Origin of the sequence: uncultured Tateyamaria sp., assembly GCF_947503385.1 — a bacterium.
In the GTDB taxonomy this organism is placed as follows: Bacteria; Pseudomonadota; Alphaproteobacteria; order Rhodobacterales; family Rhodobacteraceae; genus Tateyamaria.
In genome coordinates this window covers 856897-879679 of sequence record NZ_CANNDO010000002.1, presented here as the reverse complement: position 1 = coordinate 879679, position 22783 = coordinate 856897, and the positions used below count along the sequence as shown (strand labels likewise).

Genomic DNA, 22783 nt, shown 5'->3' with positions numbered 1-22783 from the left:
GAGGTAAAGTCAACGCGATGGCGTTTGTTCGGGGTGCGCTGTGCGGTTGTCCGCATCCCTGTGAAATATAGTGCAAAGCGCTGTGAGGTGGGATGTGCGGGATCGGCCCGCACACCCCCGGACGGGTGTTATTCCGATTTGGTCAAGACGGATTTGGTGGCGGTCTTTTTCGCCTTGTCCCCCATGAAGCCGTCAAAATCGGTCGGGAAGTCGATGGTAGTCGGCGCAGGGTTCGGAATGCCCGCAGACACGGACGCAGCCGCGGTCAACGCGATGGTGAGGGCGGTGGCGGAGGTGATCAGGACAGTTTTCATTTCGGTCTCCTTTCGATGCGATATTCGCAATATTTGATGCGATTATCGTACATTTAGGAAGTCTGCTTGCACGTTCAAGTGCGCTGGGCGAATGTCTGGTATGACCAAGGAACAACAGTTGCTGGACCAAGTGAAAACGCTGATGCGCGTGATGCTGATCAGCGAACGCACGCCGCCTGAGCATCAGCACGTGATCAAATTCAATCCGTTGGATTTCCACACCCTCGGCATGGTGCGCAACACGCCGGGTGTGCGCGCAGGCACGGTGGTGGCATCTCTGGGCATCGCCCCCACCACGGCAAGCAGCGTCATATCACGGCTGATGTCACGCGGGCTGATCCAGCGACGCCAGTGCGAAGATGACCGCCGGGCATATGCACTGTATCTGACGGACGAAGGTCAGCAGATCGCTGATACGATCTTTCATCAGGATCTGCGCAATATGGGACTGTTCCTGTCGGCGCTCAGCGCGCGTGAACAGGATCAGATGCTGGCCTTGCTGGGCAAGGTCGTGGCCAAGGTCGAAGCGCTGGAAGGCTCCGCGTCAGGCTGACTTTTTCTTGGCCGCCGGTTTCTTCTTTGGGGCTGCTTTCTTGCGCGTGGCCTTTTTCTTGGGTGCCTTTTCCGCAATCAGCTGCACTGCCATGTCCATGGTGACATCCTCGGGCTCGGTGCCCTTGGGGATCGTGGCATTGACCTTGCCCCATTTGACGTATGGCCCGTATTTGCCCTTCATCACGGCCACCGGACCACCCTCATCAGGGTGTTCGCCCAGCTCATGCAGCGGTTTGGCCGCCGCCCCGCGTCCCCCGCGGCTGGCGAGTTTCTCGGCCAAAAGCTGTACGGCGCGGTTCATGCCCACGGTCCACACCTCGTCGATGCCTTCGAGGTTGGCGTTGGTGCCGCCCCGGTCAGACGTGCTTTCGGCGTGTTTGATATACGGCCCGTAGCGCCCGATATTGGCCCAGACCATGATCCCGTCCTCGGGATGGGGTCCGATTTCACGGGGCAGGGACAGCAGCATCACGGCACGGTCCAGTTCCAGCTCTTCTGGGGCCCAATCCTTGGGGATCGACTGGCGTGGGGGCTTTTTGTTGTCTTCGGTCACAGCGCCGCGCTGCACATATGGGCCGAACCGGCCCTTGAACACACGAATTTCGTCGCCGTGGTCCTCGCCCAGCAACTTGCCTTCGGGCGGAATGGCACTGGCCTCGGCCTCGGGATCTGGTGGACCGAAGGGGCGCGTGTAGCGGCATTCCGGGTAGTTCGAGCAGCCGATGAAGGCACCGCCCGAGCGCGCCGTGCGCATCGACAGACGCCCCGCACCGCAGTTCGGACACAGGCGCGGATCGCCCCCATCCTCAAGCGGCGGGAACAGGTGCGGTGCCAACACCTCGTTGATCTTTTCCAGCACTTCGGTGATGCGCAATTCGGAGGTTTCCGCGATTGCGGCAGAGAAATCCGCCCAGAACCGGCCCAAAACGTCCTTGTAATTGCGGTCTCCCGCGCTGACGTCATCCAACTCTTCTTCGAGGCTGGCGGTAAAGTTGTAGCCCACATATTTGCGGAAATAGTTTTCAAGGAACGCGATCACCAGCCGCCCCTTGTCTTCGGGGATCAGCCGGTTCTTGTCCTTGCGGACATAGCCACGATCCTGAATCGTCGTGACGATGCTGGCATAGGTCGAGGGGCGGCCAATGCCCAGTTCTTCCATCCGTTTGACCAGCGTGGCCTCGGTGTAGCGGGGCGGGGGCTGGGTGAAATGCTGGTCGGGCGTGACCGAGCGTTTGTCGGCCTTTTCGCCTTCGCTCAGTTGCGGCAGGCGCTTGTCGTCGTCATCCACGACCTCGTCGTCGCGACCCTCTTCGTAGACCCGCAGGAAGCCGTCGAACAAGATGACCTGACCGGTGGCGCGCAGGCCGACCTGTCCGTCATCGCTGCCGATCTCGACCGTGGTGCGTTCAAGCCGCGCGCCTTCCATCTGGCAGGCCAGCGTCCGTTTCCAGATTAGGTCATATAGTTTGCGCTGATCGTCATCGGTGATCTTGAGGGAGGCTGCGTCGCGCGCCATGTCCGTGGGGCGGATGCATTCGTGCGCTTCTTGCGCGTTTTTGGCCTTGTTCTTGTACATGCGCGGCTGTGCGGGGACGTATTCCGCGCCATACCGATCCTTGATCGCGTCGCGCGCCATGGTCACCGCTTCGGGTGCCATGTCGATGCCATCGGTCCGCATATATGTAATATAGCCCGCCTCATAGAGACGCTGTGCGCTGGACATACACTGCCGCGCGCCCATGCCGAATTTGCGGCTGGCCTCTTGTTGCAGGGTCGAGGTCATAAAGGGCGCGGACGGATTGCGCGAGGCGGGTTTCGCCTCGACCGACTGGACCTTCAGATCACGACTGGTGATGGCCTGCACGGCCATTTCCGCCTGTGTCTGGTTTTCTAGATCATATTTGTCGAGCTTCTTGCCCGCCAGATTGGTCAGACGTGCTTCGTATTCCTGACCGCGGGGCGAGGCGAGGATGGCCTTGACCGACCAGTATTCGCGGGCGCGGAAGGCTTCGATTTCCATCTCGCGCTCGGTGAGGATGCGCAGGCAGACCGATTGCACGCGGCCTGCGGACTTTGCGCCCGGCAGCTTGCGCCACAGCACCGGCGACAGGTTGAAGCCGACGAGGTAGTCCAGCGCGCGGCGCGCCAGATAGGCCTCAACCAGCGGCATGTCGACTTGTCGCGCGTTCTGCATAGCCTCCGTCACCGCCGCCTTGGTGATCGCGTTGAAGGTGACGCGCTTGACGTCGGTGTCTTTCTTGATCGACTTGCGCTTGGTCAGCGCCTCTTGCAGGTGCCAACTGATCGCCTCGCCCTCACGGTCAGGGTCCGTGGCGAGGATCAGCGCGTTGTCATCCTTGAGTGCGTCAGCGATGGCTTTGACGTGTTTCTTGCTGTCGCTGGCCACCTCCCACAACATGTCGAATTCGTTGTCGGGATCGACCGATCCGTCCTTGGGCGGCAAGTCGCGCACATGCCCGTAGCTGGCCAGAACGGTATAGTTGTCACCCAGATACTTGTTGATGGTCTTTGCTTTGGCTGGGGATTCGACAACGACAACTGGCATTTATTGGGTGCACCTCGGCAAAATCTGTGAGCTCTATGGCGGCGCAAGATGTGGGGTGCAAGTCCGGATTGTCAACCGAAGCTGCGACTGATGCGCTTAACTGGCGCGGCTGAGCAGGCCGCCCGGGGCGCGGTCGATCACCCCTTCGAGCTCAAGATCGAGCAATGCGGGCGCGACTTTTTCGGCACCAGTGCCCAAGTCACGGATCAACTGGTCCTCGGCCAGCGGCGCGGGGCCCAACCGGTCAAGGATCATCTGGTGGAGGGCTGCGGTTTCTGTGAGGCTGCGGCGGTCCTTGGGCGGCGTGGCTGGGGGTTCCAAAGGTAATTCCGGTTCGGTTTGTGGGGCAATGGGCGCCAGCGCTTCCAGCACATCGGCGGCATTGCGCACCAGCGTCGCCCCGTCGCGGATCAGCATATTACAGCCCGACGCGCGTGCATCCATCGGATGCCCCGGCACCGCCAGAACATCGCGCCCGATATCGAGTGCGTCGCGCGCCGTGATGAGGCTGCCGGATTTTGCCGCGGCCTCTACCACAACTGTGGCGTATGACAGGCCCGAGATGATGCGATTGCGCGCCGGGAAGTGCCGCGCCATGGGTTGCAGGCCCATAGGCTGCTCGCTCAACCGCAATCCCTGCGCCGCGATATCGTGGGCAAGGCCGGTATTTTCCGCCGGGTAAATCACATCGACGCCACCCGCCTGCACCGCAATGGTGCCGGTGTCGAGCGCGGCCAGGTGCGCTGCCGCGTCAATGCCGCGGGCCAGACCTGAAGTGATAACGTACCCCGCTTCGCCCAATTCGCGGGCAAGGGCGCGGGCCATGCGGGTGCCCAGCGAGGACGCATTGCGTGCGCCAACCATTGCGATGGCCGGACGACTGAGCAACGTGGTATCGCCCAGTGCCCAGAGAAAGGGGGGCGCGTCGGATAGTGCTGCAAGCGCTGCGGGATAGGCTTTGGACCCTTGCGCGACCAGCGTGGCACCGGCGCGTTGCGCCGCGCGCATTTCCGCAACCACAACGCCTTCGGGACAGATTTCGTATTTCGAAACGCCGGCGGCGCGCGCTACCTCAGGTAGCGCGGCCAGCGCATTTTGCGCGGTGCCGTGTTCAATCAGCAGACGTTGATACGTCGAAATGCCAACCCGGCGTGAGCGCAACAGACGGAGACGGTTAAACTGGTCGTCTTCCGAGGTGGGTGGGAGTGGGGGGTGAGTGGAAGAAGGATGGGTATCCTTTTCAGTCATCCGTTGCTCCGTCCGTTGCTGTCCTTGTTGTAGATTCGGCAAGGTTAACAACCAGTGAACACGGGCGATTCAATTTGGCAAAGCGCATCCTACGGTTGATTTAACAGGGAAATTCTTATCCACGCTAAACGCCACCGCATGGACCCGCGGCAGGCACCTCACGCGCACCTCCCCAGAAATAGCGAGGCTGTCGCGGTGCCTGCGCCAGATCATGGGGCGGATGCCGGGAATCAGGTGGCAGAGCCCCCGACAGTCAGCCCGCCGATCATCAAGGTGGGCTGACCAACACCAACTGGCACCCATTGACCGGCCTTGCCACAATTGCCCATGCCGGGGTCCAGTGCCATGTCGTTTCCGATGCCGCGGATATGCTTGAGCGCGGTGGCACCGTCGCCAATCAGCGTGGCCCCCTTGACCGGTGCGCCGACAACGCCGTTTTCGACCCGGTAGGCTTCGGTGCACGAAAACACGAATTTGCCATTGGTGATATCGACCTGTCCGCCGCCAAAGCCCACGGCGTAAATCCCGTCCTTCAGGTCGGCCACAATATCGCCGGGCGCGGTGTCGCCGCCCAGCATATACGTGTTGGTCATACGTGGCATCGGCGCGTGCGCATAGCTTTGCCGCCGCCCGTTGCCCGTGGCGTTCAAGCCCATCAGCCGCGCGTTCTGACGGTCCTGCATGTAGCCAACGAGGATGCCATCCTCGATCAGAGTGTTCTTGCCCGAAGCTGTGCCCTCATCATCGACGCTGATTGACCCGCGCCGGTCCGGGATCGTGCCATCGTCCAGCACGGTCACGCCCGGCGCAGCAATACGCTGGCCCATCAGCCCTGCAAAAGCCGAGCTGCCCTTGCGGTTGAAATCCCCCTCTAGGCCATGACCAATTGCCTCGTGCAGCAGGATGCCCGGCCAGCCGGGGCCAAGGACCACATCCATGACGCCTGCCGGGGCGGGCACAGCGTCGAGGTTCACAAGTGCAATGCGCAGCGCCTCGCGCGCCTTGGCCTCCCAATCGGCGCGGTCGATCAGCCCATCGAGGCCCACGCGCCCACCGCCGCCCGCACTGCCGCTCTCGCGACGGCCGGCATGTTCAACGATGACCGACACGTTGAGCCGGGTCATGGGGCGCGCATCGCGCACCGATAGACCTTCGGGGCGCAGAATCTCGATCTCCTGCAAGGACGCGGCCACGGACGCGGACACCTGCACCACCCGCGAATCAAGATCGCGCAGAAAGGCGTCGATGTCCTTGAGCGTATCGACCTTGACCGGAAAACTGGCGCCAGCGATGGGATCACGGTCTGTGTAAAGCGCAGTATTTGTCGCTTGCGGGGCGTCCGCCAGCGTGCCGCCGCCGTCGCCCACGGCCAGACGAGCGGTCTCTGCCGCGCGGCGCAACGCGGATTCGGTGATCTCGGTCGAATGCGCATAGCCCGCGACCTCGCCCCGTACCGCGCGCAATCCAAAGCCCTGGGCCGCGTCATAGCTGGCCGTTTTTAAACGGCCATCGTCAAAAACCAGCGATTCCGAACGCCGCCGCTCAAAGAAAATCTCACCATCATCGGCACCCGCAGTCGCGTCGCGCAGAACAGCCAGTGCAGTTTGGCGGTCGATTTCGGTGTCAAGTGGGGCAAATGGCGTGTCGCTCATGCGATCTCCGTATGGTCGTGAGGGTGATGACGATGGGTGAAGCGTCCGTTTGACGCGGGCCTGACGTCTTTATCTTGGGCCAAAGATATGATTGTAAATGCGCCCAATACAACGGGGCGTATTCAAAGCGGCCTCGACGACCAACAGTGCGCTCCATCAAGATCAGGACGACCAGATGAAAAAGCTTTTCTCGATGTCGGGTCTTCTCGGCATGTTTGCCGCAGTCCCGGCCACGGCTCAGGATAACCTCGAGGTGATCGGTCGTCCGATTGACGGCGGTATCGGCTTTCAGCCGGCTGCAACCGAATTGGCCCGCGACCTGCAAGCGCTCGATGGCCTGTTGCTGGTGATCATCACCATCATCTCGCTCTTTGTGGTGGGCCTGATGGCGTGGGTTGTGATCCGCTTTAACCGCAAGCGGAACCCGGAACCGGCCAGCTTTACCCACAACACTCCGATCGAAATTGCGTGGACGGTGATCCCGATTGTGATCCTTGTGTTCATCGGCGCATTTTCGTTGCCGGTGCTGTTCAAGCAGCAGGAAATCCCCGAAGCGGACATCACCATTAAGGCAACCGGCTACCAGTGGTTCTGGGGTTACGAATACGTGGACGAAGGTTTCGCGTTCGAGAGCTACATGATTGGCGCACCCGCGACCGGCGGCGACAACTCCCTGACCCCCGAAACCGAGCAGCAGCTTGTGGATGCGGGCTACAGCCGTGAAGATTTCCTTTTGGCCACGGACAACGCGGTTGTTGTGCCTGTGGGCAAGACAATCGTCATGCAGGTGACCGGCGCGGACGTGATCCACGCCTGGACCATCCCCGCCTTCGGCGTGAAACAGGATGCCGTGCCGGGACGTCTGGCCGAATTGTGGTTCGCCGCAGAGAAAGAAGGCATTTACTTCGGTCAGTGCTCTGAATTGTGCGGCATCGCGCACGCCTACATGCCGATCACCGTAAAAGTGGTCAGCGAAGAGGCCTATGCCGAATGGCTGGCAGGCGCCAAGGCGGAGTTCGCCGGCACACCCGCGACCTATAACGTCGCCTCGAACTAAACGAACAGGCGGGGCGCTGTGCCCCGCTTTGCGCACACGCAACTCAGTATCGGGACGCAGATGACAGACGTCAGCTATCAGGACCAACCGCACGAGGCCGAAGCGAGCCTGGGCGATTATTTTGCCCTGATGAAGCCGCGCGTGATGTCGTTGGTGGTATTCACGGCGCTGGTCGGTCTGCTGGCCGCCCCTGTATCCGTCAATCCGGTCATCGCATTTGCATCGATTCTGTTTGTCGCCATCGGGGCAGGGGCTTCGGGCGCGCTGAATATGTGGTGGGACGCGGATATCGACGCGGTGATGAAGCGCACGGCCAAGCGGCCGATTCCGGGCGGCAAAGTCACGGCGGATGAGGCCAAGGCATTGGGCATTGCCCTGTCGGGTCTGTCCGTGATGATGCTGGCGCTCAGTGCAAACCTGCTGGCGGCGGGGCTTCTGGCTTTCACCATCTTCTTTTACGCCGTGGTCTATTCCATGTGGCTGAAACGCTCGACGCCGCAGAACATCGTGATCGGCGGGGCGGCAGGTGCGTTCCCGCCCGTGATCGGATGGGTGATCGCCACGGGATCCATGTCGGTCGAGGCGTGGTTGATGTTTGCCCTGATCTTTATGTGGACGCCGCCGCATTTCTGGGCGCTGGCCTTGTTCATGAAGTCGGATTACGACGACGCGGGCGTGCCAATGCTGACCGTGACGCACGGGCGGCGCGCGACCCGCGTGCACATTCTGGCCTATACCGTTTTGCTTGTTGCTTTGGCTGTTGGCACGGCGTTCACCGCAATCGGTGGGCCTGTCTACCTTGTCGTGGCAGTGGTGCTGAATGCCATGTTCCTCAAAGGGGCCTATGATATCTGGCGCCGGGACGAGGACGCGGCATTGGCCGACGGCTATGCGGTCGAAAAGTCGTTCTTCAAGCTGTCGCTGCTGTACCTGTTTCTGCATTTCGGCGCGATTCTGGTCGAGGCTGTGTTACCCGCCGCGTGGGGGATCTGGACGTGAGCCTGCACACCGAACACGAACTGCACAAGCGGCGCAAAGGCCGCAATGTGGGTGTTGGCCTGCTGTTGGGCGGGTTTGTTGTGCTGGTCCTCGCGCTGACGGTGGCTAAGGTCACAAGCGGTGATTTCGAACTTCCACGCATCGAGGAGGGGCAATGATACGCAAGCTGTTTGATCGACTGGACGGTCCGCAAAAAACCGTTGCGCAAACCCTGACCCTCGTTGTGGTCATGGGCGGTCTGGCGTGGGCATCTGTCCCATTCTATGACTGGTTCTGCCGTGTCACCGGCTTTGGTGGCACGCCGGGTGTGAGCGAAATGGCGAGCGATGACATCTTGGACCAGACCATCAAGGTTCGGTTTGATGCCTCGCTCGAACGTAACATGCCGTGGCAGTTCACCCCAACGGTGCGCGAGATGGAGCTGCGGATTGGCGAGACCGGCCTCGCTTTCTACGAGGCTTACAACCCGACCGACAAACCAGTTGCCGGATCGGCCAGCTACAATGTCGCGCCCTATGCGGCAGGCGGCTTTTTCTCCAAGATCGACTGCTTCTGCTTTGAAGAGCAGGTGCTGGCCCCCGGTGAGCGGGTGCAGATGCCAGTGACCTTCTACGTCGACCCCGAAATTGTTGACGATCGTGACGGCCAATACGTGCACACGATCACGCTCAGCTATACGTTTTACCAAATCGATCTGCCTGAGGGTTATGCGTCCCTCGACGAACAGACCGACACCAACCTGAACTGAGGGACGGACCATGGCCCACGCAAAAAATCACGACTACCATATCTTGCAGCCATCAACCTGGCCCCTGCTGGGCGCGCTGGCGGGCTTTGTCATGCTGTTCGGCGCTGTCGCCTGGATGTCGGGGGGGATGACCGTCCTGTTCCGCAGCATCGAACTGAGCGGCCCGTGGCTGTTCTTGATGGGCTTTGTTGGCGTTCTCTACGTCATGTTCGGCTGGTGGGCGGACGTGGTGGCCGAAAGCCGGATTGGCGATCACACGCCGGTTGTGCGGATCGGTCTGCGCTATGGCTTTATCCTGTTCATCATGTCCGAAGTAATGTTCTTTGCCGCGTGGTTCTGGGCGTTCTTCAAGGACGGCATCTACCCGATGAGCGAATATTTCGGCACGGAGTATGTGCGTCCGGAAATCTATCAGGTGGATGCGTTCCACCTGCCGCTGATCAATACGCTGATCCTGCTGTTGTCGGGCTGTGCCGTGACATGGGCGCACCACGCGCTGGTGCATGGCGGCCAGCGCAAGGACGTGATCAATGGTCTGGCCATCGCCGTGGTTCTGGGTGTCGCGTTCACCTTCCTGCAGGCCTATGAGTACAATTACCTGCTATACAAGGGCTGGGAATTTGGCGGCGACACGTTCTTTTCCACGTTCTTCATGGCCACCGGCTTTCACGGCGCACATGTGATCATCGGCACGATTTTCCTGTTCGTGTGTCTGCTGCGCGCGATGAAGGGGCACTTTTCCGCCGAGAAACATATCGGTTTTGAGGCCGCCGCCTGGTACTGGCACTTTGTCGACGTGGTGTGGCTGTTCCTGTTTTTCGCCGTCTACATCTGGGGCGTGGCGCAAATGCCCGGCGCGCACTGATCTGACGCAGAAAGCATGACAAAGGCGCGCGGCAAAGCTGCGCGCCTTTTTCCGTTGAAGGGGGCGAAAACGCGATGCGTTTGTGGTTTCTGCTGATTGTTGGCCTTGCAGGCACTGGCATCTTGATCAGCCTCGGCGTCTGGCAGGTGCAGCGGCTGACGTGGAAACAAGACCTGCTGGCGCGGATCGAGGCGCAAATTGATGCGGACCCAGTGCCCTTGCGCGCTGCGGTCGAACCTGATTTTCAACGCTATGCGCCTGTCACGGTCACTGGCACGTTCGGTGATACGCACATCCGGATGCTTGCATCGCGCAGAAACATCGGTCCGGTGCATCGCATCATACGTCCGTTTAACACCGATGAGTTCGGCCCCGTGCTGGTCGACACCGGCTGGCAGCGCGACGGGGCTGCGGTCCTGCCCCCACCGCAAAGCAAAATGACGTTGACCGGCAATCTTGACGCCCCGCAAGAGGCGGACGGGTTCACGCCCGCGCCGGACCTAGACGCAAACCTGTGGTTCGCCCGTGACGTGCCCGCCATGGCGGCGACCCTTGGCACCGCGCCAGTGCTTGTGGTTCTGCGCGATGCGCCGGAAACAGACCTTGGCGTGACGCCTTGGCCCGTAGACACCGCTGGCATTCCGAACGATCACCTGCAATACGCCATAACATGGTTTTCGCTGGCTCTGATCTGGGCGGCGATGACTGGATATTTCCTGCTGCGGACCCGCCGCGGCGCGGCCTGAGAAAGACGAGACATGCGGTATATCTCGACCCGGGGCACCGCCCCCGCGCTGACCTTCGAAGACACGATGCTGACCGGTTTGGCCCGTGATGGCGGACTGTATGTCCCCGAAACGATCCCGCAACTGGATCACGCCGCCATCGCCGCGATGGAAGGCCAGAGTTACGAGGACATCGCCTATGCCGTCATGCGCCCGTTTGTCGGGGATACGTTCACGGACGCAGAGTTTCGCGGCTGCATCGACCGCGCCTATGCCGGGTTTGGGCACGCCGCCCGCGCGCCATTGGTGCAGCTGGATCAGGGGCATTTCCTGCTGGAACTGTTCCACGGGCCGACACTGGCCTTCAAGGACTTCGCGATGCAGCTGATCGGGCAGCTGTTCCAGACGGCGCTGGCCCGTCGCGGGGACAAGGTGACCATCGTGGGGGCCACGTCCGGTGACACCGGGTCCGCGGCGATGGAGGCGTTCCGGGGCCTCGACAACGTAGACGTGTTCATTCTCTATCCGCATGGACGGGTCAGCGAGGTGCAGCGACGCCAGATGACCACCCCATCTGAACGCAACGTCCACGCGCTCGCGCTTGAAGGGGACTTTGACGATTGTCAGGCGAGACTCAAAGACATGTTCAACGATTTCGAGTTCCGCGATGGGGTCCGCCTTGCCGGCGTAAACTCGATCAATTGGGCGCGGGTTCTGGCGCAGGTGGTGTATTACTTTTCGGCTGCCGTGGCGCTCGGAGCACCACAGCGCAAGATCAGCTTTACCGTGCCAACCGGCAATTTCGGCGACATCTTTGCAGGCTACATCGCCAAGCGCATGGGCCTGCCTATCGACCGGCTGGTGGTGGCGACCAATCAGAATGACATCCTGCACCGTTGCCTGAGCGGGCAGGGATACCACAAGGGCGAGACAATTCCGTCGATCAGCCCGTCCATGGACATTCAGGTCAGTTCCAACTTTGAACGCGCCTTGTTTGATGCCTATGACCGGGACGGCGGTGCGGTTGCCCAGTTGATGGACGAACTAAAGGCTGGCGGGTTCGAGGTGAGCCAAGGTGCGATGCAGGCGCTGGAAGAGCATTTCAGCTCGGGACGGGTGTCCGAAGACCAAACCGCTGCCCAGATTTCGACCACCCTGATAGCCAGCGCCGAATTGCTTTGTCCGCATTCCGCCGTGGGTGTGCATGTGGCCGATGAACAGCGTCAGGCGGGTACGCCGATGGTGACGCTTGCCACCGCGCACCCGGCGAAATTCCCCGACGCGGTCGAGGCGGCAACCGGCATTCGCCCCCCCCTTCCATCGCGCATGGCGGACCTGTATGACAGGCCCGAACGGCTGACCCGGGTGCCCAACGATCTTCCGGCACTCAAGGCCCATATCATCGCACATCGCGCCACCTGATTATTCGCAGTGAGACCCATTTGAATACCAAGACCCATCGCCTGCCAAACGGCTTTCGCATCGTAACCGAACACATGCCCGGGCTGGCGTCGGCCTCTATCGGCATCTGGGTCGGCGCAGGCGCGCGCCACGAAGCGCCGGAACAGAACGGCATCGCCCATTTTCTGGAACATATGGCGTTCAAGGGCACGGAGCGGCGGACCGCGTTACAGATCGCCGAGGCGATCGAAGATGTGGGCGGCTATATCAACGCTTATACCAGCCGCGAGGTGACGGCCTATTACGCCCGCGTGCTCGAGGCGGATGTGCCGCTGGCCATGGATGTGCTGTCGGATATCCTGCTGAACCCCGTCTTTGACCAGAGCGAGATCGAGGTCGAGCGAGGCGTGATTCTGCAGGAGATCGGGCAGGCACTCGATACGCCGGACGATGTGATCTTTGACTGGTTGCAGGAACAGGCCTATCCCGAACAGCCGCTTGGGCGGACAATCCTTGGCCCGTCAGAACGTGTGTCGGCCTTTCAGCGCGATGATCTTGCACGGTTCACCGCGCAGCATTACGGGCCAGAGCAGATGATCCTGTCGGCTGCGGGTGCCATTGATCACGATGCGATCGTGCGACTGGCCGAAACGCTCTTTGGGCATCTCACACCGCGCCCCATGGCCGTCGCCGATACGGCACGCTTTCAGGGTGGTGAAGTGCGCCACGAAAAGACGCTGGAACAGGCGCATTTTGCGTTGGCCTTTGAAAGCCCGGGTTACCGCGACGACGCAATTTACACCGCGCAAATCTATGCCAGCGCTTTGGGCGGCGGCATGTCGAGCCGACTGTTTCAGGAAATCCGCGAAAACCGTGGCCTGTGCTATTCCATCTTTGCCCAAGCCGGGGCCTACGCAGACACAGGCATGACCACGATCTATGCAGGCACGTCGCAGGAACAGGTGGCGGAACTGGCCCATATCACCGTGGACGAGATGAAGCGCGCCGCCGAAGATATGACCGTCGCCGAAGTGGAGCGTGCGCGCGTGCAGATGAAAGCAGGGTTGCTGATGGGGCTTGAAAGCCCCTCGAACCGGGCTGAACGTCTGGCACGTCTGATCCAGATTTGGGACCGCGTGCCGTCGCTCGAAGAGACGGTCGCGCGCATAGACGCCGTGACCGCTGCGGACGTTCGCAGTTTTGCCGAGCATATGGCCGGGCAAGCGCCGATGGCGTTGGCACTTTATGGTCCTGTGGCCGGTGCACCGGACCGCGCACGCCTGCAGGAGCAACGCGCCGCCTGATGCTGCTTGCCAAACGGAAATTGCGGATCGAGACGGAGCGGATGACGTTGCGCCCGCCGACGCATTCCGATTTTCGAGCGTGGTCTTCGTTGCGTGCGGCCAGCGCCGAACATCTCGTCCCGTGGGAGCCGAGTTGGGCCACCGATCACCTGACCCGCAAGGCGTTCACCAACCGTGTCTATTGGGCACAGCGTTCGATTGCGTCAGGGACAGCAGTGCCGCTGTTCTTGTACCGGCGCAAGGACGACGCCTTGCTGGGCGCGATCACGCTCGACAATATCCGGCGCGGGCCTGCGCAGGCTGGAACGTTGGGCTATTGGACCGGGGCAGCCCACGCGCGGCAAGGCTACATGCGCGAGGCGATCCTTGCGCTGGTCCATTACACGTTCTCCCGCCTCGACCTCAGCCGGATCGAGGCGGCGTGCCTGCCCGAGAACGCGGCGTCCCGTGGTCTTTTGGAAAACTGCGGGTTCAAATACGAGGGCGTCGCCCAAAGCTACCTTCAGATCGATGGGCGCTGGCGAACGCATGTTCTTTATGCAGCTTTGCGCATGGATCGTCGCGGCAAGACTGACGCAGGCTGAATTCCCGAGTGAAGCCTTTTGGAAATGCGCACTTGCGCGCTATCCTTTGGTCATGCGCCTGATCCTGATTTGTCTTGCCCTGCTCACTGCGCTCCCTGCGCTTGCCCAGACCCGCACACCCAGCCACTGCATAGCGCTGGCCGAGGCCATTCCGGGTGCGTCCTACCTGCACCGTGCAAGTTACGATGCCCAAGTGGCGGAGGAGACCGTGCTGATCCATTACATCGCGCACGCGTCGTTCCTGATCCGGTCGGCTGCTGGGTTGAACATGGTGACGGATTTCACGGGCTTTGTCGGCAACGTGCCGATGATCCCGGATGTGGTGACAATGAATCACGCGCATGAAACGCATTGGACCGCCTTTCCGGACCCTGCGATCCCGCATGTACTGCCCGGCTGGGGCGAATTCGGGTTGGGGATCGACCACCGCGTCGATCTGGGTGAGGTGCTGGTGCGCAACGTGTCCACCGACATCCGTTCACAATGGTCGGGTGTGGAGACAAATGGAAATTCAGTCTTTGTCTTCGAACTGGCGGGGCTCTGTATCGGCCATCTTGGACACCTGCACCACGAACCAACGGATGAACAATACGCGGCAATTGGGCGGCTGGATGTCGTCATGGCGGCCGTGGACGGGGGCATGACGGTGGATCTGCCCACGATGATGCGCATCATCCGGCGGTTGCGGTCTTCGATTGTCATTCCGATGCACTGGTTCGGGGATTTCACGCTGGACCAGTTCCTGACCGGGATGCGCGATGCGTTTCAGGTGGTCGAGGTTGGCGGGCCGACGCTCGAAGTGTCGCTTGACCGGTTGCCCAGCACGCCGACGATCATGGTGCTGCGGCCCCAATGGCTGCGCGTGTCCGAAGACTAGAGGCGCGATTGTCCCTGTCCGCGCACTGTGCGACAGGGGTCATGACGCAAAGCAAAGCAAGCCAAGCCATATGTTGAACCCCGTTACCCCTGACCGCGAAGCCACCTTGCGCGATCTGCTGCCCGAAGACCGCTTCGCGGTGGCGGATGCCGCCTATCTCGAAGAGCCGCGCGGGCGCTATGCCGGGCAGGCCGGATTGCTGGCCTTGCCGCGCGCAACCCAAGAGGTCGCGGTGCTTGTGCAAGCCGCAGCAGCACTGAGGATCCCCGTAATTCCCTATGGCGGCGGCACCGGGCTGGTGGGCGGGCAGGTGGCCCCGGACGGGCCACGCCCGTTGATCCTATCGCTGGAGCGGATGACGGCCATCCGCGCGGTCTACCCGCAAGAGAACGTGCTGATTGCGGACGCCGGTGCGATCCTTGCGGATGTGCAGGCCGCGGCGGCTGTGGAAAACAGGCTTTTCCCGTTGTCACTGGCCGCCGAAGGGTCGGCACGGATCGGCGGCAACCTCAGCACAAACGCGGGCGGTACAGGCGTTTTGCGCTATGGCAATGCGCGCGATCTGTGCCTTGGACTTGAGGCGGTGATGCCGGATGGGTCGATCCTCAAAGGGTTGAGTCGCCTGCGCAAGGACAACACCGGCTACGACCTGCGCCACCTTCTGATCGGGGCCGAAGGCACGTTGGGCATCATCACGGCGGCCGCGCTCAAACTGTTTCCCCGCCCGGCGCAGACGGGCACAGCGTTGTTCCACGTTGCCTCGCCGGAGGCGGCGCTGACGCTTCTGTCGCTGGCCCGCAACCAGATCGGTGACGGGGTCACCGCATTTGAATTGATCCACCGTCAGGGCTTTGATTTTCTGGCAGAGACCATGCCGGACGTCGAAAACCCATGGACCGAGACACCCGATTGGTCCGTCCTGATCGAGGTTGGCTTGCCGCATGGCATCGCACCACAGGACGCGCTGGCGCAATTGTATCTTGCCGCGTCGGAACAAGGGCTGTCGCACGACGGGCTTATCGCGCAGAACGCGCGGCAGGCTCAGGCATTCTGGACCGTCCGCGAAACCATCCCCGAGGCCAATCGGCGCATCGGGTCGGTCAGCTCGCACGATATCTCAGTGCCCTTGGGGGCAATTGCGACATTTATCCAGCAGGCCAACGCGCAGATTGCCTCGTTGGGCGCGTTCCGGATCAATTGCTTTGGCCATGTGGGCGACGGGAACCTGCATTACAATGTGTTCCCGGTGCCCGGAAAGTCGCGTTCGGATCATGAGGCGGAACGGGACCAGATCAAACGGTTGGTGCACGATCTCGTACACGAACTCGGCGGATCGGTGAGCGCAGAGCACGGGGTCGGGCGGCTCAAGGTCGATGACCTTGAACGCTATGGCGATCCGACGAAACTGGCAGCGATGCGCGCGATCAAGTCGGCCCTTGATCCACATGGGATCATGAACCCGGGCACCATCCTGCGGACCGGGCGCTAAAGCCGTTGGCCGTTTTGCAGACCCAAAGACACGTGTCGGTGACGGGCCATTTCGCTGACCGGCCCCCTACACCTACAGCCCGTCGAAAGCGCAAAGGGCGTGCACGTCCATGCCAAGCGCTTCTAGCTTCTTTCGACCGCCAAGCTCTGGCAGGTCGATTACGAAAGAACAGGAGATGATCTCGCCCCCCAGCCGTTCGACCAACTTGATACCCGCCTCTGCCGTGCCGCCCGTGGCAAGCAGATCGTCGACCAACAGGATCTTTTCGCCAGCCGAGATGGCATCATCATGGACTTCGACAACCGCCTCGCCGTATTCGAGCGTGTAGGCTTGGCTGATCGTGGCGCCCGGCAGTTTGCCCTTTTTCCGGATCGGAACGAACCCCACTGATAATTGGTGCGCGATGGCGCCGCCGAGGATAAAGCCGCGCGCTTCCAGCCCCACAACCTTGTCGATCTGCATTCCAGCATACGGGTGCAGCATCTGGTCGATGGCCATGCGGAACCCGCGCGGATCGGCGAAAAGCGTGGTCACATCGCGGAACATGATCCCTTCGTGGGGAAAATCGACGATTGTGCGGATATAGTCCTGAACGGTTTTCATGTGGCTCTCCGGAGGGTGGCAGTCATGACGCCCATGGCCACAAGTACAGCGCCGCCGCAGCGGGTCAGCCACATCTGCACCACGGGCCGGGTGATGCGGCTGCGCATCGCATGTGCACACAGGGCAAAGATCAGGGCGTTAAGTGCGGCAATCGCAACGAAGGTTGCGATGAGAATTGCGGCCTGCGGCGCAAAGGCTGCGTCGGGTTGGATGAACTGGGGCACAAAGGCCACGAAGAAGGTATTGGATTTGGGATTCAACGCCGTGACAGTGGCCAGATCGCGGAACACCTTGCCCGCGCTTTGCCCCGCCGGTCGGTCGGTTAGTGCCGTGGTCTGGGTCGGCCGCGCAGCACTGCGCAACATGCGAAGACCCAGATAAACAAGGTAAATCGCGCCGATCCATTTGAGCACGGTGAAGGCCAGCGCGGATGTCAGCAACAGCGCACCAAGGCCAATAACAGACAGGGTCATCGCGATCAGATCACCGGTTGCGACGCCCAACGCAGAGGCAACGGCCACCCGCCGACCTTGGGTCATTGCATAGCTGAGCACCAGCATGAGGGTCGGGCCGGGGATCACCAAGAGCAGGACAGAGGCGCTGGCAAAGGCCAGCCAGAGGTCAAAGGGCATGGAAATCTCCGATGGTCAAAGGATGCGGCCTGCAACGGCATCAAGCCGCGCGACAACGTCGGGGTCGCGCGCCTCAGGCGCGGTGAGGATGGCGTATTCCAGCGCGCGGTCGCAGCCGTGCGGGCAGGGCGCACGACTGTCCCCCAGCAAGGCAGGCAAGCGCGTCACAAGGGCGCGCGCCTTGTCCGCATTTCCCATAAGTGTCTGAATGATTTGGGTTACGTCGACTTCACCGTGGTCGGGATGCCAGCTGTCGTAATCGGTGATCATGGCGACAGACGCATAACACAGCTCGGCCTCGCGGGCGAGTTTGGCTTCGGGCATGTTGGTCATACCGATCACATCCGCGCCCCAGCTGTCGCGGTACATTTTTGACTCTGCCAGAGTCGAGAATTGCGGACCTTCCATGGCCAGATAGGTGCCGCCCTTGTGCACTGTGATCCCGGCATCTCGCGCGGCGGTTTCACACGCGTCGCCAAGCCGCGGGCATGTCGGATGCGCTACACTGACATGCGCAACGCAGCCAGTGCCAAAGAACGACTTTTCCCGCGCAAAGGTCCGGTCAATAAACTGATCTACAACGACAAAATCGCCGGGTGCCATTTCTTCGCGAAACGAGCCGCAGGCCGAAACGGAAATGATGTCCGTGGCCCCCAGCCGTTTGAGCGCGTCGATATTGGCGCGGTATGGCACAGTGGTGGGGGAATGCACGTGGCCCCGCCCGTGACGGGGCAGAAACAGCATGGCAACTCCACCCAGAGTGCCCGACAGGACCGCGTCGGACGGCGTGCCCCAAGGTGTGTCGACAGACACCCATTCCGCCCCCTCCAGCCCGTCAATATCGTAAATGCCAGAGCCGCCAATCACGGCAATTTTGGTCAGAGTCATGGGGGCCTCGCGGAGTTCGTTGTGACAACTAAAGCAGGCAAAATCGGCATACACAAGGCGGACACCGGGTGTGCACAGCGCTGGTGCACCGGGCTGCCGCCATTCATGGCGGATATTCCCGGGAGTGATGCTTCAGGAACGTGTTTTGATACCGTGCCCACCGGCCGATCAGGCTCTGAGTGAAGAAAGAATTCCAGAAGCGGTCCGTGGTAGTATTCCACGGCGCGGCGGGCCTGTCCCCAAACGACGACATCAGCCATGTGCGGTACAACCAGAGGCACAGAGCCTTATTGCACACGCTGCCCGGTTCGCAGTGTCGCGCGTTTTCTCCAGACCAAGACGCAGCGCGTCACTGAACGACACACCCCGATGTGGACGTCGAGCCGGCGCCATTTGCAATCTCCGCCATGATCGAGACGGGGTGTCCGCGCAGATCATTGGGTTGCCGCTTGGCGATTTGTCGACCGCGGCGATGCAGCATCCTTTTTCGGGTGCCGTGATCAGGATCGGTTTGGCGTTCATTGACCCAAAACGCGGTGATTTGAGCCGCGCAGACCTGTGCAGAACGGCACCACAATCACCTCCACGTTCCGCAAAAACCATTCGGTGGCCAATGCGCAGGCCAGTCATTTGGGCGTATACCCATAAATACCGTGCATTCCGCGGTGTGGCTGATATGTGCGTGCAGCATCGCGCGGTGAGTCTTTTTCGGTACGAGCCCGGCAGACTGCCATGCGTGTGACAAGCGGAAATGCAGACGGAACAAGTGATGGCCCTTTTTGATTTTGCCAACATCGCCAATCGTAACAAGCACACCCGGTTCGGAGATTTCTCCATCGCGCCGGGCGAGGTGAAGTTGACGCCGGGCCAGATCAAGACCGAATTGTTGTCGGGGCTGACGGTGGCGTTGGCGCTGGTACCCGAGGCGGTTGCCTTTGCCTTTGTCGCTGGGGTGCATCCGCTGGTTGGGCTTTATGCGGCGTTTATGGTTGGGCTGATTACGGCCATCTTTGGCGGACGGCCGGGGATGATTTCAGGTGCAACGGGCGCGTTGGCTGTGGTGATGGTGGCCTTGGTGGCGCAGCATGGGGTTGAATACCTCTTTGCCACCGTCGTTCTCATGGGGCTGTTGCAGATTTTTGCGGGCGTCATGCAGTGGGGCAAGTTCATCCGGTTGGTGCCGCATCCGGTCATGCTGGGCTTTGTGAACGGGCTGGCCATCGTGATTTTCCTAGCGCAGATGACCCAATTCAAGGTGCCGGGCACAGTGGTCAGTGACGGGCACGGCATGGGCGGTGGCGAATGGTTGTCGGGCCTGCCGCTGTACCTGATGCTGGCACTTGTGGGGTTGACGATGCTGATCATCTGGCTCGTGCCACGTGTGACCAAGGCGATCCCGGCACCGCTGGCGGGCATCGGCATTGTCGCGGCAATCGTCATTGGCTTTGGCCTTGAGGTGCCGCGTGTTGGTGATCTGGCCAGCATCGAGGGGGGGTTGCCTGCCTTCCATATCCCGATGGTGCCGCTGACATGGGAAACGTTCGAGATTATCCTGCCATATGCGGTCATCCTCGCGGCGATCGGGCTGATCGAAAGCCTTTTGACACTTAACCTCGTCGGTGATCTGACCGGACAGCGCGGGGGTGCCAGCCAAGAATGTATCGCCCAAGGTGTGGCCAATACGGCGACGGGTTTCTTTGGCGGCATGGGCGGTTGCGCGATGATCGGTCAGTCGATGATCAACGTAAAATCAGGCGGGCGGACCCGGATTGCTGGTGTCGCAGCGGCACTGTTCCTGCTGGCCTTTATCCTTGTCGGATCGTCCATTATCGAGCTTATTCCGCTGGCTGCCCTGGTGGGTGTGATGTTCATGGTGGTGATCGGGACGTTTGCGTGGAACAGCCTCAAGATCATGCGCAAAGTGCCGCTGACAGATGCGTTTGTGATCGTGTTGGTGACGGTGGTGACGGTGCTCGAAGACCTTGCCGTCGCAGTTGTGGTTGGCGTGATTGTGTCAGCGCTGGCCTATGCGTGGAACAATGCCCGCCGTATTCACGCCAAGACCTATGAGACGCCGGAAGGCGCGCGGGTGTATCAGGTGCAAGGGCCGCTGTTCTTTGGTTCGGCGTCCGGCTTTGTTGAGTTGTTCCAAGTGGAAACGGACCCCAAAGAAGTCATCATCGACTTTGCTGACAGCCGCTTGGTGGACCAGTCCGCCCTGCAGGCGGTCGAAGCTGTGGCGCTGAAATACGCGGATGAAGGCAAGCGGGTGCAACTGCGGCACCTGACGCGGGATTGCCACAAGCTGCTGACACGTGCGGGGCACCTGATCGTCGACAGTGACGATGACCCGGATTACGGCGTGGCGGTAAACTATGGCGTGCGGACGGGTATCCTTGGCGGGCACTGAGGGCGGGGAACCTCCGGTTCTCTAATCATCTGGTGGGGCGCAGACGGCTACAGGCCGTCGATGTCCCCTGAAAGCAACGCAGGCACTGCCGCTGCCACGCGTTCCGGCGGCCAATCCCACCAACAAAGGGCAAGCAGTCGGGCGACCGTGTCCGGGTTGAACCGCATCCGCACCACCTGCGCCGGATTTCCCATAACGATCGCGTAGTCCGGGACCGTGCCCCGCACCACAGCGCCTGCGCCCACTATGACGCCGTGCCCGATGTGCGTTCCGGGGCACACCATCGCACCATGGCCAAGCCAGACATCGTGGCCGATCACTGTGTCGCGGGTGTCCGGCTGGTAGCTGCCGATCCGCGCGGGGTCGAAGATGGGAAAGGGGAATGTGGTCAGCCCGTCGGTCGCGTGGTCTGCCCCCGAGGTGATAAAACGCACGCCGTGCGCGATCTGGCCGTACCGACCGATCCGCAACCGCTCAGGCCCGCCAAATAGATACGGGGCAAGGCGGCTGGCCCAATCCTCGGGCGGTGCAAAGTCCGAGGCGTAGGTGTAATCACCCACCTCCCAGCCCGGATGGTCGATCACTTGGGACAGAAACACCGTGCCTGCATGGGATGAACCGTCCGGCAATGTGACAGGATAGGCGCGGGTGGCGTCTGGAAATGTCATTCGCCCGGTCGTTTAAGACTGAATTTGTCCCGGACCACCGAATAGTCACGATACCCCAGCCGTGTCAGTGGCCGGTATTGCAGCACGTCAAAGATGCCATCGACGATACAGTCATCCCGCAGGTGAATGCCGACCACCTCGCCAAAGACGACATAGTTTGCGGCCCCTTCGATCTGCACGATCTGCGTCACACGGCATTCCATGGACGCAGGCGCGCTGGCCACGCGGGCGCAGTTGATCTCGGCACATTCGGCCTTTTCGATCTGGGCCAACGCAAATTCGTCGGTGCTGGCGTCCCATGGGCCGGACGTTTCGTTCATAACGTCCTTGGCGGCCTCTTCGACGACGTTCACGCAAAACACGCCCGTTTCGCGCAGGTTGGCCACGCTGTCCTTGGTGCCGTCGCGGTCGTCCTTGGCTCCGGTGGAGGCGAACATGACCTGTGGCGGCACGTACGCCACCCCATTAAAGAACGAGTAGGGCGCGAGATTGTCGTGACCGGCGGTGTCTCGGGTCGAAATCCAGCCGATGGGCCGCGGTGTCACGATGGCGTTGAACGGATTATGGGGCAGGCCGTGGCCATCTGCGGGACGATAGAACATGTCAGTCTCCATGAGCGCGTTTGCGCATGGCTTACCTGCATGGTAGGGCGGTTTCCAGCCCAGACCATCCGAGACGACGCGCACGCCATGTATACCCTCACGCCCGAGACGCCGGAGGACTGGTGGGAGGTCGAGGCCCTCTATGATTTGTGTTTTGCGCCGGGCCGGGAGGCGCTGTCGTCTTACCGGCTGCGGGATGATGTGCCCCCGGTGCCGGAACTGAGCTATGTGGCCCGTGACGCGGGCGGGATTTTGGCGGGCGCCATTCGCTACTGGCCTGTGCGCGTCGGTGCGAAGGACGCGCTGTTGCTGGGGCCGATCGCCGTCCACCCGACGCGTCAGGGCGAAGGCTTGGGCGGTGCACTGATCCGCGAGACGCTTGGCGTGGCCGAAGGGCTGGACTGGGCGCGGGTGATGCTGGTGGGGGACGCACCATATTATTCCCGCTTTGGTTTTGCGCGGTTGGGTGGGGTCGAAATGCCGCCACCGACCAACCCGGATCGGGTGCTGGGGCATGAGGTGATCCCCGGCGCATGGGACGGCGTTTGCGGAAAAGTCACCCGGCACGATTGAAACCCGAGGCAATGTTGCCCACC

Annotated in this window: 23 protein-coding genes; 14 read left to right on the top strand and 9 right to left on the bottom strand. The window is 61.4% G+C overall.

Going from position 1 to position 22783, the window contains the following annotated elements; genetic code table 11:
- Positions 1-128: 128 nt before the first annotated feature.
- Positions 129-314: a hypothetical protein gene (locus Q1A85_RS10480; protein ID WP_299688241.1), complete on the bottom strand. Its 186-nt coding sequence runs from the start codon at positions 312-314 to the stop codon at positions 129-131.
- A gap of 91 nt (positions 315-405) precedes the next feature.
- Here Q1A85_RS10480 and Q1A85_RS10475 point away from each other — a divergent pair, with 91 nt between their 5' ends.
- Positions 406-867, top strand: a complete 462-nt coding sequence (locus tag Q1A85_RS10475) for a MarR family transcriptional regulator (protein WP_299688238.1) — start codon at positions 406-408, stop codon at positions 865-867.
- Here Q1A85_RS10475 and topA read toward each other — a convergent pair.
- The 3 genes from topA to tldD all read right to left on the bottom strand — a co-directional run bounded on the left by topA (position 859) and on the right by tldD (position 6335).
- On the bottom strand, positions 859-3435 hold the full coding sequence (gene topA / locus Q1A85_RS10470; protein WP_299688236.1) for a type I DNA topoisomerase: 2577 nt from the start codon (positions 3433-3435) through the stop codon (positions 859-861). The two genes, Q1A85_RS10475 and topA, sit on opposite strands and share 9 nt — an antisense overlap.
- Before the next feature lie 96 nt (positions 3436-3531).
- Positions 3532-4683 carry a DNA-processing protein DprA gene (dprA, locus tag Q1A85_RS10465; RefSeq protein ID WP_299688233.1) on the bottom strand — a complete coding sequence of 384 codons (1152 nt, stop codon included), beginning with the start codon at positions 4681-4683 and terminating at the stop codon, positions 3532-3534.
- 230 nt (positions 4684-4913) lie between these two features.
- Positions 4914-6335, bottom strand: coding sequence for a metalloprotease TldD (gene tldD / locus Q1A85_RS10460; RefSeq protein ID WP_299688230.1), 1422 nt, complete (start codon positions 6333-6335; stop codon positions 4914-4916).
- Between the two features lie 175 nt (positions 6336-6510).
- Between tldD and coxB the strand changes: the two genes are divergently transcribed.
- From coxB to Q1A85_RS10405, 11 genes are all read left to right on the top strand, one after another.
- A complete protein-coding gene (coxB, locus tag Q1A85_RS10455) occupies positions 6511-7392 on the top strand; it encodes a cytochrome c oxidase subunit II (protein ID WP_299688227.1) in 882 nt (293 codons plus the stop codon).
- A gap of 60 nt (positions 7393-7452) precedes the next feature.
- Positions 7453-8391 (top strand): heme o synthase, encoded by a 939-nt coding sequence (cyoE, locus tag Q1A85_RS10450; protein WP_299688224.1) that lies wholly within the window; start codon positions 7453-7455, stop codon positions 8389-8391.
- Entirely contained in the window at positions 8388-8549 is a 162-nt protein-coding gene (locus Q1A85_RS10445) for a cytochrome C oxidase assembly protein (RefSeq protein WP_299688221.1), read from the top strand. Before cyoE ends, Q1A85_RS10445 begins: the two co-directional genes overlap by 4 nt.
- A complete protein-coding gene (locus Q1A85_RS10440) occupies positions 8546-9139 on the top strand; it encodes a cytochrome c oxidase assembly protein (protein ID WP_299688218.1) in 594 nt (197 codons plus the stop codon). The genes Q1A85_RS10445 and Q1A85_RS10440 overlap by 4 nt, the downstream gene beginning before the upstream one ends.
- A 10-nt stretch (positions 9140-9149) precedes the next feature.
- Positions 9150-10004: a cytochrome c oxidase subunit 3 gene (locus tag Q1A85_RS10435; RefSeq protein WP_299688215.1), complete on the top strand. Its 855-nt coding sequence runs from the start codon at positions 9150-9152 to the stop codon at positions 10002-10004.
- Between the two features lie 74 nt (positions 10005-10078).
- On the top strand, positions 10079-10750 hold the full coding sequence (locus Q1A85_RS10430; protein ID WP_299688211.1) for an SURF1 family protein: 672 nt from the start codon (positions 10079-10081) through the stop codon (positions 10748-10750).
- Positions 10751-10762: 12 nt separating this feature from the next.
- Positions 10763-12151: a threonine synthase gene (thrC, locus tag Q1A85_RS10425; RefSeq protein ID WP_299688208.1), complete on the top strand. Its 1389-nt coding sequence runs from the start codon at positions 10763-10765 to the stop codon at positions 12149-12151.
- A 20-nt stretch (positions 12152-12171) separates the two neighbouring features.
- Positions 12172-13434, top strand: coding sequence for a pitrilysin family protein (locus Q1A85_RS10420; RefSeq protein WP_299688205.1), 1263 nt, complete (start codon positions 12172-12174; stop codon positions 13432-13434).
- Positions 13434-14018: a GNAT family protein gene (locus Q1A85_RS10415; RefSeq protein WP_299688202.1), complete on the top strand. Its 585-nt coding sequence runs from the start codon at positions 13434-13436 to the stop codon at positions 14016-14018. Before Q1A85_RS10420 ends, Q1A85_RS10415 begins: the two co-directional genes overlap by 1 nt.
- A 52-nt stretch (positions 14019-14070) precedes the next feature.
- Positions 14071-14895, top strand: coding sequence for an MBL fold metallo-hydrolase (locus tag Q1A85_RS10410; protein ID WP_299688199.1), 825 nt, complete (start codon positions 14071-14073; stop codon positions 14893-14895).
- Between the two features lie 70 nt (positions 14896-14965).
- Positions 14966-16384, top strand: a complete 1419-nt coding sequence (locus Q1A85_RS10405; RefSeq protein ID WP_299688196.1) for an FAD-binding oxidoreductase — start codon at positions 14966-14968, stop codon at positions 16382-16384.
- A gap of 72 nt (positions 16385-16456) precedes the next feature.
- Here Q1A85_RS10405 and Q1A85_RS10400 read toward each other — a convergent pair whose 3' ends face one another.
- Genes Q1A85_RS10400 through Q1A85_RS10390 form a run of 3 tightly spaced genes read right to left on the bottom strand, consistent with a single transcriptional unit; the run spans position 16457 to position 18507 of the window.
- Entirely contained in the window at positions 16457-16987 is a 531-nt protein-coding gene (locus tag Q1A85_RS10400) for an adenine phosphoribosyltransferase (protein WP_299688193.1), read from the bottom strand.
- A complete protein-coding gene (locus tag Q1A85_RS10395; protein WP_299688190.1) occupies positions 16984-17619 on the bottom strand; it encodes a LysE family translocator in 636 nt (211 codons plus the stop codon). The genes Q1A85_RS10400 and Q1A85_RS10395 overlap by 4 nt, the downstream gene beginning before the upstream one ends.
- Positions 17620-17634: 15 nt before the next feature.
- Entirely contained in the window at positions 17635-18507 is an 873-nt protein-coding gene (locus tag Q1A85_RS10390; RefSeq protein ID WP_299688187.1) for an S-methyl-5'-thioadenosine phosphorylase, read from the bottom strand.
- A 769-nt stretch (positions 18508-19276) separates the two neighbouring features.
- On the opposite strand from Q1A85_RS10390, the gene Q1A85_RS10385 reads away from it, so the two are divergent.
- Positions 19277-20917, top strand: coding sequence for a SulP family inorganic anion transporter (locus Q1A85_RS10385; protein ID WP_299688184.1), 1641 nt, complete (start codon positions 19277-19279; stop codon positions 20915-20917).
- A 47-nt stretch (positions 20918-20964) separates the two neighbouring features.
- Here Q1A85_RS10385 and Q1A85_RS10380 read toward each other — a convergent pair whose 3' ends face one another.
- A complete protein-coding gene (locus Q1A85_RS10380) occupies positions 20965-21585 on the bottom strand; it encodes a CatB-related O-acetyltransferase (protein WP_299688181.1) in 621 nt (206 codons plus the stop codon).
- Positions 21582-22187 carry a flavin reductase family protein gene (locus Q1A85_RS10375; RefSeq protein ID WP_299688178.1) on the bottom strand — a complete coding sequence of 202 codons (606 nt, stop codon included), beginning with the start codon at positions 22185-22187 and terminating at the stop codon, positions 21582-21584. Before Q1A85_RS10375 ends, Q1A85_RS10380 begins: the two co-directional genes overlap by 4 nt.
- Positions 22188-22274: 87 nt before the next feature.
- Between Q1A85_RS10375 and Q1A85_RS10370 the strand changes: the two genes are divergently transcribed.
- Complete coding sequence (locus Q1A85_RS10370; RefSeq protein WP_299688175.1) at positions 22275-22760, top strand: N-acetyltransferase; 486 nt, start codon at positions 22275-22277, stop codon at positions 22758-22760.
- Positions 22761-22783 lie beyond the last annotated feature (23 nt).